This is a genomic window from Agrobacterium sp. ST15.13.015 (assembly GCF_027871645.1).
Taxonomy (GTDB): domain Bacteria; phylum Pseudomonadota; class Alphaproteobacteria; order Rhizobiales; family Rhizobiaceae; genus Agrobacterium; species Agrobacterium leguminum.
On the sequence record NZ_JAQAHF010000003.1, the window covers coordinates 59786 to 73203 of the forward strand.

The following is a 13418-nucleotide window of genomic DNA, read 5'->3' on the forward strand; positions in this document are numbered from 1 at the left end:
AAGCGGGGTGCCTCAGAGTTTTGAGAGAATGGCGAGCGCCTGTTCGTGCACCGCCTTTGAGCCGGCGGCGAGAATGCGGCCGCCATTTTCCGGACGTCCGCCATCCCAGGTCGTCATGATGCCGCCGGCCTGTTCGATGACAGGGATCAGCGCGCCGACATCATAGGGCTTCAGGCCGGATTCGATCACCAGATCGACGTGGCCGGCTGCAAGCAGGCAATAGGCGTAACAATCCACGCCGTAGCGGAAAAGGCGGACCTGATCCTGTACCTTTTCATAGAAGGGCTTTTCTTCCGCAGTGAAGATATGCGGGGTAGTGGTGAACAGCACCGCATCCGACAAAGACGCGCAATCACGCGTCCGGATTTTCTTTTCGCCGTCGGGCCCGAAATACCAGGCTGTCTCGCCATCGGCGAAATAGCGCTCTTTCGTGAAAGGCTGGTCCATGATGCCCATGGAGGCGCGGCCGGCTGACTGGAAGCCGATCAGCGTGCCCCAGACCGGCACGCCGGAAATGAAGGCGCGGGTGCCATCGATCGGGTCGATGACCCAGATATGCTCGCGGTCGAGACCGATATTGCCGTGTTCTTCGCCCAGAATGCCATGCTGTGGAAACCGGGCCTCGATCAGGGCGCGAATGGCTGTTTCTGCGGCCTGATCGCCTTCCGTCACCGGATCGTAGCCGCCATCCTCTTTGTTGGCGACGGCAATGCCCGTGCGGAAGCGGGGAAGCGTTTCAGCGCTGGCGGCATCGGCAAGTTTGAAGAAGAAATCCCGGTCGGGCAGCATGCGAAACCTCATTGCCTGAATATTGGGTCTGAATTCTATTGCGGCAATGCATAGACCGGAATCGCATCCGCCGTCCACTCATACGAATGACGGCGCCGGTGTTTCCATATTTTCAGCACAAGCCCAAAAAATATGCATAAAATAAAATGATTGACAATTGTGCAATTACTGCGTAGCGTGATCCTACAGTCTTTGACTGTAAATACCCTCCTTGGGTGTTTCCTCCCTAGACTTGACCGCGCCAAGGCGCGGTTTTTTTTGTCCGGCGGGCTGCCAGACGATCCGGGATAAAAGACTGAAATAGCGGATGATTCGAGCTGCTATTCGGCAGCGAGCGACGTTTCTATCGCGTATTCGGAAACGAAAGCGCCGAGCTGGCGCATGAAGATTTCAAGCGACGCCTGAATGGCAGGAAAATCGGCTTTTTTCAAAAGCGTCTTTTCGTCCACGTAAAGCGCCCGGTTGACTTCGATCTGCAGCGCATGGAGAGAGCGGATGGGCCGGCCATAATGTTCGGTGATGAAGCCGCCGGCATAAGGTTTGTTGCAGACCGCGACGAAACCCAGTTCCTCAAGGAAATGCAGCGCGGCGCGGGAGACTTCCTGGGATGCGCTGGTGCCGTAGCGATCGCCGATGATTACATCCGGCTTCAGATTCGAGCCGGCAACGCGGATATTGCCCGGCATGGAATGGCAGTCGATCAGTACCGCCATTCCGAAATTGGCGTGGGTGCGAGACAGCAGGCGGCGCAGGCAGGCATGATAGGGCTTGTAGATCGTCTCGATCCGCGAAAGCGCCTCGTCGACCGGCAGGCGGTGGGCATAGATATCCATATTCTCGGCGACTATGCGTGGCACCGTTCCCAGGCCACCTGCGACCCGCATGGAGCCGATATTGGCATAAGGCGGAAGCGTGCCTTCGAACATGCGGGGATCGAGCTCGTAGGGCTCGCGATTGACGTCCAGATAGGCGCGCGGGAAATTCGCTTTGAGAAGCGGCGCGCCGATCTCCGGTGCCGCCGCGAACAGCTCATCGACGAAATGATCTTCGGAGCGGCGGATCTCATGCGAATCGAGCCTTGCCGATTCCAGGAAGGAGATGGGGTAGCAGCGGCCGCTATGGGGGGAATTATAGACGAATGGCAGGGTTTGAACGGCAGGTTCCGTTACTTCAAACAGCTCATATTCACCCGTTATCCAGTCCATTCAGGGTCATTTACCATGTCGCAAACTATCAGGATGTTCATGTTGCCAGTTACGGCGCGGCAAGTCCATACTATCGCCCAATCAGCGCTATACCGATTCACGCGTTCACAGGATATTTACCGTGAAAATCCTATAATCGGGCTAGGGTATTCCAAACATTGAGTAGTTACGGTCACTTATGATGAATCAGAAAATTCTTCTCGCTGAAGACGACAACGATATGCGCCGCTTCCTCGTCAAGGCGCTGGAAAAAGCCGGTTACAAGGTTTCTTCCTTCGACAATGGCGCCAGCGCCTATGACCGGCTTCGCGAAGAGCCCTTTTCGCTTCTGCTGACCGATATCGTCATGCCCGAAATGGACGGCATCGAGCTTGCGCGGCGCGCGACCGAACTCGACCCGGACCTGAAAGTCATGTTCATTACCGGCTTTGCAGCCGTTGCGCTGAATGCCGATTCGAAGGCTCCGAAGGACGCCAAGGTGCTTTCCAAGCCGTTCCATCTGCGCGATCTGGTGGATGAGGTCAACAAACTCCTTGTGGCGTAAGGCCTCTCAAAAAACCTTCACAAAACCGAAAAAAAGCAGTTGACGCATGAACCGGTTTTGTGGTCTATCCGCCGCCACGGAGGGCGTGTAGCTCAGCGGGAGAGCACTACGTTGACATCGTAGGGGTCACAGGTTCAATCCCTGTCACGCCCACCATCCGAATTATTAAGTATCAAGGCCTTGCGAGAGATCGCAGGGCCTTTTTGCATAGTGGCCCCCAGCGAGTGACACGGGCGTCTGCCTTACCGTCTTCGATGCCACGCGGTTCGTATCGCGCAGGTCTTTCACGACAAAGCAACCCCCCGGGTTGCGATTTTCGCGCCTCGGGTATTCAGAACAGTTGTCCACAGTCCTCGCATTGAAAGAGCACCGACGAGGTCAAGGCTTCCCATCAACTCACAATTTATTGTTGTTGCGCTTCGGAGCAATATCGCCTTGTTTGTAGACTCAAAATCTTCACGGGGAGAGAAAACGATGTCCATAAAAACAACAACTCGCGCCACTCTGCTGGTAGGATCGCTTCTGATTGGGGCGAGTTCTGCACTTGCGGAAACAGTTCTACACCGCGGCAATGCCGGGGAACCGCAGACGCTCGATCAGGCGCAGACCTCCATCAACATCGAAGCCTTTATCCTGAAAGACCTTTATGAAGGTCTCACCATTTACGATGCCGCCGGCAAGATCGTTCCCGGTACGGCGGAAAGCTGGACACTGTCTGAGGATGGCACCGTCTACACGTTCAAACTGCGTGCAGATGCGAAGTGGTCGGATGGCACACCGGTAACGGCCGGAGATTTTGTGTTCTCCTACCAGCGCGTCGAAGACCCAAAGACCGCCGCAAAATATGCAAATATCCTTTACCCGATCACGAACGCCGAAAAGATCAACAAGGGCGATGTTCCGGTTGACCAGCTTGGCGTCAAGGCGGTGGATGACAAGACGCTTGAGATCACACTCGAGCGCCCGACACCTTTCTTCCTTGAACTCCTTTCTCACCAGGCGGCTCTGCCAATCTCCAAGGCAAGCTACGAAAAGAATGGCACCGACTTCGTAAAGCCCGGCGTCATGGTCTCGAACGGCGCCTATAAACTCGAAGCGCATGTTCCCAATGACAGCTTGACGGTCGTCAAGAACACCAGTTTCTGGGATGCATCCAACACCAAGATCGACAAGGTCATCTTCTACCCGATCGACGATCAGGCCGCATCCGTTCGTCGTTTCGAAGCAAAGGAAATGGACCTCGCCTACAACTTTTCCGCAGATCAGATCGACCGTCTGCGCAAGGCCTATGGCGGACAGGTTCACGTTTCGCCGACGCTTGCCACCTATTACTACACCTTTGATACCCGCGAAGCGCCTTATAACGATGTCCGTGTCCGCCAGGCGCTCTCCATGGCAGTGGACCGCGATTTCCTCGCCAAGGAAATCTATAGCGGTTCTCAGATTCCGGCCTATTCCATGGTTCCTCCGGGCATGGATTCTTACAAAGAGCCGGCAAAGGCCGACTTTGCCACGCTGTCTCAGCTTGATCGTGAAGACGAAGCCCTCAAGCTCATGAAGGACGCTGGTTACGGTGAGGGCGGCAAGCCGCTTTCCATCGAAATCCGTTACAACACCAACCCGAACCATGAACGCGTCGCGACGGCTATCGCTGATATGTGGAAGAACACTTTCGGCGCGAAGGTGTCGCTGGTGAACCTCGACGTCGCCTCGCACTATGGTTACCTTCAGGAAGGCGGCAAATTCAACGTGGCGCGTGCCGGTTGGGTTGCCGACTATGCGGATGCCGAAAACTTCCTCGCGCTTTCGGTATCTTCCAACAAGACCTTCAACTATTCCAAGTTCAACAACGCCGAATATGACGCGCTGATGCAGAAGTCCTACGACGAGAAGGATCCTGCCGCTCGCTCCAAGCTGCTGCATGAGGCAGAAACCATCCTCATGAAGGAACAGCCGGTTGTTCCGCTTCTGACGCAGGCCGATCTCTGGCTGGTTTCCAACCGCGTCAAGGGTTGGGTCGACAACGCTGCCAACGCACACCTCAGCCGCTTCCTGAGCGTTTCCGAATAAGCAGCGTCGGCACGGTGGCTCACACCACCGTGCCATGCCGGAGCCCGAAAAAGCATGATCTCGTTTATCCTGCGCCGTTTGGCGAGTGCGGTGCCGACGTTGTTTATCGTCGTCACGATTTCGTTTTTCCTGATGCGTTTCGCACCGGGCGGTCCGTTCAATCTTGAACGTCCCCTGCCGCCGCAGACGATGGAAAACCTGATGAGAACCTATCATCTGGATGAACCATTGTGGCGCCAGTATCTCATCTATCTCGGCAATGCCGTCACCGGCGATTTCGGTCCGAGCTACGTCTACAAGGACAATACCGTCGCGCAGTTGATCGGCAAGGGTCTGCCCTACTCCCTGGAACTCGGCAGCTATGCTCTTTTGCTGGCGCTGGTCGGCGGCGTTCTTGCCGGCACTCTCGCCGCGCTCAGGCAGAACAGTGCCTTCGATTTCTCGATCATGTCGATTTCGACGGTCGGCGTTACTGTGCCGAACTTCGTTGTCGCACCCGTTCTCACGCTTGTCTTTGCCGTCATACTCGGGCTTCTGCCCGCCGGCAGCTGGGGCGACGGATCGCTGCGATATCTCATCCTTCCGATGATCGCGCTCGCTTTGCCGCAGCTTGCGGTCATCGCGCGTCTGACACGCGGCGCAATGATCGAGGCTTTGCGAATGGACCACATCCGCACCGCCAAGGCTTACGGCCTTCCAGCGCGCAACGTGGTGGTATTCCACGCCATGCGCGCGGCGATGCTTCCGGTCGTTTCCTATCTGGCTCCGTGCGCCGCAGCACTGCTGACGGGTTCGGCCGTCATCGAGACGATCTTCACTATTCCGGGTGTGGGCCGCTACTTCGTTCTTGGTGCGATCAATCGTGACTATACCTTGGTGATGGGAACCGTCGTTCTCGTCGCCATTTTTGTCATCCTTTTCAATCTCGTGGTCGATATTCTCTACGGCCTGCTGGATCCGAGGGTCAGACATGACTGATATCCCCGGCAATATTGCCCCTCAACCATCGGTGAAAAGCCGAAGCCTGTTCCAGCTGGCAGCCCTGCGTTTCAAACGAAACAAGGCCGCCATGGCAGGTTCCGTCATGCTGCTGCTGATCACGCTTTTCTCGTTCATCGGCCCGCATTTCCTCACGCACACCTACGATCAGGTGTTCTCGTCCTATGTCTCCGTCCCACCGAGCCTTGAGCCACGCCCGGATGTGAACAACCTGCAAGACGTGATGGAGGGCGTTGCCAGCCGGGCGCGCGTCGAGCTGAAGGAATTCTCCGTCGAAGGGCAGGCCTTCACGGCAACCGTCACCTCCAGCAGCCCGATTGACCCGCGCACCACACGCTATTTCGACCGCGCCAACGAATTCGAAAATACGAAGGTCGTCGCCACCGAAGATGAGGGGCGAACGCTGAAGCTGGAAGGCGACGTCAACCGCGAATACTTCTTCTTCGGCACGGATTCCAACGGTCGCGACATGCTGGCGCGCGTGATGCTGGGTGGGCAAATCTCGATCGCCGTCGGCGTTCTCGCCAGCCTCGTTTCGCTCGGAATCGGCGTTCTTTACGGCGCAACCGCGGGATATATCGGTGGGCGTGTCGACAATGTGATGATGCGTTTCGTCGAAATTCTCTATTCGCTGCCCTTCGTCTTTCTGGTGGTCGTGCTGGTGGTGTTTTTCGGCCGCAGCTTCATCCTGATCTTCCTGGTCATCGGTGCGGTGGAATGGCTGGACATGGCGCGTATCGTCCGCGGTCAGACGCTTGCCCTGAAACGGCGGGAATTTGTGGGCGCCGCACAGGCCTTGGGTTTGAGCGACTGGCAGATCATCCGCCGTCACATCATCCCGAATACGATCGGGCCCGTCGTCGTGTTCGTTACGGTCGTCGTACCCAAGGTCATTCTTCTGGAAAGCTTCCTCTCCTTCCTCGGTCTTGGCGTGCAGGCGCCGCTGACGAGCTGGGGTGCGCTGATTTCCGAAGGTGCCAACAATATCCAATCGGCCCCATGGCTACTGATATTTCCGGCGATCTTCTTCGTACTGACCCTGTTTTCGCTGAATTTCGTGGGTGACGGGTTGCGTGATGCACTCGATCCCAAGGATCGTTGACATGAATACGACATCTGAAACCATTCTGACCGTCCGTAATCTCAAGGTCGATTTCACGACGCCGGACGGCACGGTGAAAGCCGTCAAGGGCATCGATCTTGACGTCAAGCAGGGTGAAACGCTTGCCGTTGTCGGAGAATCCGGTTCCGGCAAAAGCCAGACCATGATGGCCATCATGGGGCTGCTGGCATCCAACGGCGTTATTGAAGGCTCGGCGAAATATCGTGGACGCGAGCTGATCGGTCTGCCGGTCGGCGAGCTGAACGATATCCGGGGTGCGAAAATCACCATGATTTTCCAGGAGCCGATGACCTCGCTCGATCCTCTCTACCGGATCGGCGCGCAAATCGCCGAACCTATCCTGCACCACAGGGGCGGCAGTAAAAAAGAGGCGCGCGCCCGCGTTCTCGAACTGCTGAAGCTCGTGGGAATTCCCGAGCCGGAGCGGCGCATAGACAGCTATCCCCATGAACTTTCCGGTGGCCAGCGCCAGCGCGTCATGATCGCCATGGCTCTCGCGAATGAACCGGATATTCTGATTGCGGATGAGCCGACCACTGCGCTGGACGTGACGATCCAGGCGCAAATCCTCGACCTCCTGAAGTCGTTGCAACAACGCTTCGGCATGGCCATCGTCCTGATCACGCACGATCTTGGCGTGGTCCGCCATTTTGCCAATCGTGTGGCTGTCATGCGCCGTGGCGAGATTGTCGAGTCCGGTACGACGGAAGATATCTTCGATCGCCCGCAGGCGGATTACACCAGGATGCTTCTCGACGCCGAACCCAAGGGACACAAACCGGCAATTAGTACAGAGGCGCCGGTCGTGCTCTCCGGCCAGGGCGTGACGATCGATTATACAATTCCTGGTGGCTTCTTGTCGAAGTCTCGCAGGTTCCGAGCCGTAGACGGCGTCAATGTCAACCTTCACCAGGGACAGACCATAGGCATCGTCGGTGAATCCGGATCAGGCAAGTCCACGCTCGGTCGTGCGCTTCTGCGTCTAATTGTGGCAGATGGCCGTATTTTCTTCGACGGGAGGGAAATTACCGGACTTGATCGGAAGGCAATGCGGCCATTGCGGCGGCGTTTGCAGCTTGTGTTCCAGGACCCCTATGGCTCGCTTTCGCCAAGACAGACGGTCGGAGAGATCATCACGGAAGGCCTGTTTGTGCATGAGCAACGGCTGAGCAGAGCGGAACGGGACAAGCGGGCAATAGAAGCACTGAAAGAAGTCGGTCTCGATCCCGCCGCTCGCAACCGTTACCCTCACGAGTTCTCGGGCGGACAACGTCAGCGTATCGCAATCGCCCGCGCAATCATCCTCAAACCGGATGTCGTCATTCTCGACGAACCCACATCCGCACTGGACCGATCCGTTCAGGGACAAGTTATCGATCTGCTGCGTGATTTGCAGAAGACGCATGGCCTTTCTTACATCTTCATCAGCCACGACCTTTCTGTCATCAAGGCGATTTCGGATCACGTCATCGTCATGAGAAACGGGAAGATTGTGGAGGAAGGAGAAACGGATGTGATATTCAACAATCCGACCGCTGAATATACCGAAACACTCATCAAATCTGCTTTTTCAGTGGAGGCGGCACCATAGATTATCGCACGGCCGTGGCAGGCCTTCTCTGGCCCTGAACCACTTGAAAAAGAGCGGCAACAGATCGCACAAAGACAGAACTTCTTCCGATAAAGGAAATGCCGGTGTGAGGTTGAGGATCGAGATGGCCTTTGAGACATGCGTGCGGCGGACAAACGCCACACCTCTGCACAGCTTCCTGTGCCGTTGCCGCAATGACGGCAGATCATCGACTGGCATCCCGCCGGGTCGTCACGCCGAATGACCTTCTCGATGAACGAATGCTCATTCCCGGCCGCAATTCCCCGCTCAGGCTGGCACTCGACCGCGCCTTCTCAATCGAAGATCACCAGCCGATAAGCACGATGGAAACGTCAATGCTGAACTGCTGCCACTTTGCATCGGCGGGCATGGGCGTTGGCATCGTGGATCATACCAGCCTGCGTTCTGCCGGGTGCCGAAGTGGTGGCGATACCATTCGAACCGAAGATAGAAGTGTACCACGACGCGCATCCGCCAAATGATGGGCGCCGCAGGAAAAGATACGGATCGTTCCCGGTTATTGCCTCGCTCGAGCCCTTTGCGGCGATCGCCATTTCCCTTTTTGCAGGATTATGGCGCCAACCGCACAATGATCTTGGCCTCGGAAGACGACAATTTCCGTTCGACGGCCAAAGCTTGCGCTGAATCAAGGCCACTGATGGTGACGCTGCCGCCCATAATCGGTTCTCTCACGACCGGTTCGAAGATGACGTCTCCGTCAACCAGCAGCTGGGTCTTCTGCCCGAGAGCCGCGCGTGTGAAATCCTCGAAGGCCTTGGCGCTTTCCGGTGTCAGCGCAATTTCCACCGCAGGTCCGGCAGTGGGATTGATCGAGGTTTTCACCTTTGCGACCTTGAGCGAAATCGGTGCAATGTCCCCGCCGCTGTCGGCGGGGGGTTTGCCACCGTCATTCTCGTTGGGAGAGGAAGCGGTATCGGCGTCGGCCTTCGGGCGGTATTGGTCCAGATCGATCGAAGCCTGCGTATTGTTTTGAGGTAGCGGCTCAACGCGTTGGCCAGACAGGGTCTCGGCGGTCCAGGCATGCGGTGAAGGCAGGACCGGTGGCTGATCCTCTCGCCAGATATGCACACCCACGGTGACCTTCATGCCGCCAACACTTGCGACCGTGTTTTCCAGCACTTCGATTGTCGATCCGTCGCGTGTTGAATTCACATAGGTCACAGTCCGCGACTTGCCGGCGCTTCTGGCCTGCGCCAATTGCGCATCGGTCAGTTGTTTCGCCCGGTCTGCGAAGCTTGCGATCATGCCATCGATCGAAGATTGCTGGGATTGCAGCAGGGCAGCCGGATCGTAGGTGACCGTGGCGCTGAATGTGGCTGTTTGCCGGGCCTTGTCGGCGGCTTCAAGTTTCCAGACGGTGCTTGTCGGAACGAGTACCCCCTTCAGTTCTTCGCTTCCCGCAACCGTCCATTCCTGCCCGATATCTGTCGTGAAAGCTTCGGAGGACTGCCCGAGCGCAAGGATCATGCTTTCCGGCGCAAGCACGTTGATCACGACAAGAGGATTACCTTTAACGGTCTGGAGCATGCGGGAGGCCGTGTTATCCGACGAGGACGTGGACAGGAGCCTTTCCAAATTGGCAATGATCTGATCGGCGCCGACAAGCGCCGCCGGAGCACCGCTCGGATCCGCGTCGAATTCCAGTTCCTAGACACCATAAGCGGCGAGCGAATTGCGGAACATGGCGTTCATCGCATAGGAATCCGCAGCACCCGTCGCATCCGGGGGAATGTCTGCGGAAAGTCTCCATTTCATCCGCATCCCCTCGTCGTTCCGCGACAGAACCGTTGCCGATTGACGGAAGTCCCCGCGCATGACAACGGACGAGGCTTCCGGCTTGTCGAACCAAAGCGACATATCGGTTTCGGTCGTTTTTTGAACCCGATAATGAAGCTCAGTGCCGACGGCAGGCGCATAAGGCGGCACGGTCACGCTCTCCGCCGCCTGTGCGGGGCCGACCGCTATCGTTGCAGGGAATGTCAGACCGGCAGTGAGAAAGAGGAGGCGGATCAGGCCGATATTGCGGCGCGTTGTGGTCGTGCGAATTTGCATGCCCTCCGGTTGCAGCTTTTCCAACACCTGACATGCCGATTTCGGACTGTCTATCCCAGTTTCAACACCAAGCGGCTTCTGTGGGCAGTGATTTTTAATCATTAAATTCTGCCCTGCGCCGCGATTTCCGCGACGGTTCTATACGCACGCTTCCGGTTTTCATCGACGCTAGTTGAGGCGTTGACTGGTTCTGGCATCGAACAGGTGGATCGATGCCAGATCCGGCTGAACCTGGATGGTCGCGCCCGGTTGCGCTTGTACGCGCTCGCGGAAGACACCGATGACCTGGTGATCGCCGATCATCATCGTGACCTGCGTTTCCGACCCCATCGGCTCCACCAATAAAACGGTTGCGGCGAGGCCATGGTTGACCAGTTCGAAATGTTCCGGGCGGATGCCGTAGATCGCTTCGCCTGTGGCATGGCTGGGAGGGAGGGGCAGGACGACGCCGTCAGCCTCGAAACCATCGGCGGTCAATCGCCCATTGATGAAATTCATTGCCGGGGAACCGATGAAACCGGCGACGAAGGGATTGGCGGGCCGGTCATAAAGCTCGAGCGGCGCTCCGCATTGCTCGACCCGTCCGGCATTCATCACCACGATCTTGTCGGCCATGGTCATGGCTTCCACCTGATCATGCGTGACATAAACGGTCGTGACCCCGAGACGCTGATGCAACGCCTTGATTTCACCGCGCATCACCACACGCAGCTTGGCATCGAGATTGCTGAGCGGTTCGTCGAACAGAAAAACCTGAGGATTGCGGACGATTGCGCGGCCCATGGCGACACGCTGCCGTTGCCCGCCGGAAAGCTGGCGGGGGAAGCGTTCGAGCAACGGCGTCAGCCCCAATATCTCCGCTGCCCAGCTCACCCGCTCGGCGATCTCGGCCTTGCTGCCGCCGCGATGTTCAAGCGAAAAAGCCATGTTTTTCGCTACGTTCATGTGCGGATAAAGCGCGTAGTTCTGGAAGACCATGGCGATGTCGCGGTCTTTCGGCTCGATCTCGTTGACGATACGGCTGCTGATAGAGATATCGCCGCTGGTAACGGTTTCAAGGCCTGCGATCATCCGCAGCAGGGTGGATTTGCCGCAGCCCGAAGGGCCGACGAGGACAACGAATTCGCCATCGGCAATATCGATATCGACGCCGTGGATGGTGGCGAATGCGCCATAGCTTTTCTTGACGGATCTAAGGGTAACGGGTGCCATGGGTCAGCCTTTCGATTAGCCTTTAAGCCCGGTATGGGCGAGGCCTTCGACGAATTGTTTCTGCGCAACGATGAAGACGATGAGTACGGGGATGGCGGTCATCGTCGCGGCGGCAAGCTGGATGTTCCACATCGGTCCGCCGTAGGCGTCGGTAAATTGTGTCAGCGCCTGGGGCAGGGTGAACTTGTCGGGGCTGGAAAGAAAGACGATGGGTTCGAGATAAAGGTTCCAGCTGCCGAGAAATGTGAAGATTGCAACGGCGGCCAGCGCCGGACGGGCAAGCGGCAGGGCGATGGTCCAGAATATCTTTAGCCGGCCGAGGCCATCGACCCGTGCGGCTTCTTCCAGTTCCACGGGCAGGGAGATGAAGAACTGGCGCATGATGAAGGTGGCGAAGACCGCCGGCGCACCGAAGATCGGCACCAGGATCAGCGGCCAATGCGTGTTGATCATGCCCCATTTGAGAAACATCCGGAACAACGGAACCAGCGTCACTTCGGATGGGATCAGCAACCCCACCAGAACCACCATGAAGATGGCGTTGGCAAAGGGGAACCTGATACGCGCAAAGGCATATCCGGCCATCGACGCCACTGCCATGGTGCCGATGGTGACGATCGCCGCGATATAGGCGGAGTTCCAGTATTGCAGCGCGAAGGGCTGTATTCTGAAGACGTCGGAATAGGAGGAAAAATCGAAGGCGCGCGGCCAGATATCCGGCGGAAAGGCAAATATCTGGCTGACGGGTTTGACCGACGACGTGACCATCCACCAGGTCGGGAAGACGAAGGGGACAAGCAGCACGCAGAGTATGAAATAGATCAGCGCCTGCGCGCGTGGGCTGAGTTCAGTTTTCATAGAATACGAACTTTCTGCGCAGGTGCCATTGGATGAAGGTGAGAGCGCCGACAATGACCAGCAGAATGATGGAGAGTGTCGAACCGTAACCGAAGAGGTAGAACTGGAAGGCCTGCTGATAGAGGTAATAAACGAGAACCGTCGTGGAAAAGCCCGGCCCGCCCTGCGTGAGGATCATGATCTGCGAAAAGACCTGCAACGCGCCGACGATGGTGACGATGGAGGCGAGCAGGATCGTCGGGCTGATCATCGGGAGGGTAATGCGATAGAACTGCTTGAAGCGCGGCACACCGTCGACGCGTGCGGCTTCGAACAGTTCCCGCGGCACGCCCTGCAGTGCTGCGAGAAACAGGATCATGTTGAGGCCGAGATTCTTGAGCGCCTGCACGACGATGACCGAGATCATCGCGGTCGTTGGGTGGCGCAGCCAGTTGGGACCCTCGACGCCGATCATTTGCAGGAGGCCGTTGATACCGCCATTGTTCTGCAACAGGAAACTCCAGACGATTGTCCAGGCGACCAGCGACACCACCACCGGCGAAAAGAACAGTGTGCGGAACACGGTCATGAAGGCCAGCTTCTGGTTTAAGAGCAACGCAAGCCCCAGCGCCAGGCTCATATTGAGCAGGGCAAGTCCGGCCGAGAACACGGCGGTCACGGCCAGTACTTCGCCTATGGCCGGGTCGCTGAGCAGCTTCTGGTAATTGGCGACGCCGGTGAACCGGAACGATCCCGCCAGCACGTTCCACTCATGCAGCGAATACCAGAAGACCAGCACCAGCGGCACGAGCACGAAGACAACGATACCGATGAGTTGCGGCGCGATGAACAGATAACCGGTGGCGGCGTCACGCCGCGCCATGGTCCAGAAACCGCGCCGGGCCTGTGTTTGCGCTGTTTGGAGGGCAAGCGTCATGGCTCTTCTTCCTTCTG

At 57.3% G+C, this 13418-nt stretch carries 13 protein-coding genes and 1 tRNA gene; 7 read left to right on the forward strand and 7 right to left on the reverse strand.

The features are described from left to right. Positions 1 to 12 precede the first annotated feature (12 nt). Together hisN and PIB16_RS05530 are read right to left on the reverse strand one after the other, a co-directional pair. Positions 13 to 789, reverse strand: a complete 777-nt coding sequence (gene hisN, locus PIB16_RS05525; protein ID WP_174037119.1) for a histidinol-phosphatase — start codon at positions 787 to 789, stop codon at positions 13 to 15. A gap of 320 nt (positions 790 to 1109) precedes the next feature. After that, positions 1110 to 1994 carry an N-formylglutamate amidohydrolase gene (locus PIB16_RS05530; protein WP_271045137.1) on the reverse strand — a complete coding sequence of 295 codons (885 nt, stop codon included), beginning with the start codon at positions 1992 to 1994 and terminating at the stop codon, positions 1110 to 1112. A gap of 181 nt (positions 1995 to 2175) precedes the next feature. Here PIB16_RS05530 and cpdR point away from each other — a divergent pair, with 181 nt between their 5' ends. From cpdR to PIB16_RS05565, 7 genes are all read left to right on the forward strand, one after another. Continuing rightward, positions 2176 to 2538: a cell cycle two-component system response regulator CpdR gene (cpdR, locus tag PIB16_RS05535; protein WP_003497910.1), complete on the forward strand. Its 363-nt coding sequence runs from the start codon at positions 2176 to 2178 to the stop codon at positions 2536 to 2538. Between the two features lie 81 nt (positions 2539 to 2619). Then, positions 2620 to 2694, forward strand: a tRNA-Val gene (locus PIB16_RS05540). 318 nt (positions 2695 to 3012) lie between these two features. Then, positions 3013 to 4608, forward strand: coding sequence for a peptide ABC transporter substrate-binding protein (locus PIB16_RS05545; protein ID WP_271045138.1), 1596 nt, complete (start codon positions 3013 to 3015; stop codon positions 4606 to 4608). A 54-nt stretch (positions 4609 to 4662) separates the two neighbouring features. After that, positions 4663 to 5586, forward strand: coding sequence for an oligopeptide ABC transporter permease OppB (gene oppB, locus PIB16_RS05550; RefSeq protein ID WP_035265000.1), 924 nt, complete (start codon positions 4663 to 4665; stop codon positions 5584 to 5586). Beyond that, on the forward strand, positions 5579 to 6709 hold the full coding sequence (locus PIB16_RS05555; RefSeq protein WP_271045139.1) for an ABC transporter permease: 1131 nt from the start codon (positions 5579 to 5581) through the stop codon (positions 6707 to 6709). The genes oppB and PIB16_RS05555 overlap by 8 nt, the downstream gene beginning before the upstream one ends. Position 6710: 1 nt before the next feature. After that, positions 6711 to 8321: an ABC transporter ATP-binding protein gene (locus PIB16_RS05560; RefSeq protein WP_271045140.1), complete on the forward strand. Its 1611-nt coding sequence runs from the start codon at positions 6711 to 6713 to the stop codon at positions 8319 to 8321. Positions 8322 to 8515: 194 nt separating this feature from the next. Next, positions 8516 to 8824, forward strand: coding sequence for a LysR substrate-binding domain-containing protein (locus PIB16_RS05565; protein WP_271045141.1), 309 nt, complete (start codon positions 8516 to 8518; stop codon positions 8822 to 8824). Positions 8825 to 8912: 88 nt separating this feature from the next. Here PIB16_RS05565 and PIB16_RS05570 read toward each other — a convergent pair whose 3' ends face one another. From PIB16_RS05570 to PIB16_RS05590, 5 genes are all read right to left on the reverse strand, one after another. Next, positions 8913 to 9890 carry a SecDF P1 head subdomain-containing protein gene (locus PIB16_RS05570; protein ID WP_271045142.1) on the reverse strand — a complete coding sequence of 326 codons (978 nt, stop codon included), beginning with the start codon at positions 9888 to 9890 and terminating at the stop codon, positions 8913 to 8915. Positions 9891 to 10010: 120 nt separating this feature from the next. After that, a complete protein-coding gene (locus PIB16_RS05575) occupies positions 10011 to 10415 on the reverse strand; it encodes a hypothetical protein (protein ID WP_271045143.1) in 405 nt (134 codons plus the stop codon). A 168-nt stretch (positions 10416 to 10583) separates the two neighbouring features. Further along, the gene (locus PIB16_RS05580) at positions 10584 to 11627 is read right to left on the reverse strand and encodes an ABC transporter ATP-binding protein (protein ID WP_271045144.1); all 1044 of its coding nucleotides are present in this window, start codon (positions 11625 to 11627) and stop codon (positions 10584 to 10586) included. A gap of 15 nt (positions 11628 to 11642) precedes the next feature. Continuing rightward, positions 11643 to 12485: a carbohydrate ABC transporter permease gene (locus tag PIB16_RS05585; protein WP_078052174.1), complete on the reverse strand. Its 843-nt coding sequence runs from the start codon at positions 12483 to 12485 to the stop codon at positions 11643 to 11645. Further along, on the reverse strand, positions 12475 to 13401 hold the full coding sequence (locus tag PIB16_RS05590) for a carbohydrate ABC transporter permease (protein WP_271045145.1): 927 nt from the start codon (positions 13399 to 13401) through the stop codon (positions 12475 to 12477). Before PIB16_RS05590 ends, PIB16_RS05585 begins: the two co-directional genes overlap by 11 nt. Positions 13402 to 13418: the final 17 nt, after the last annotated feature.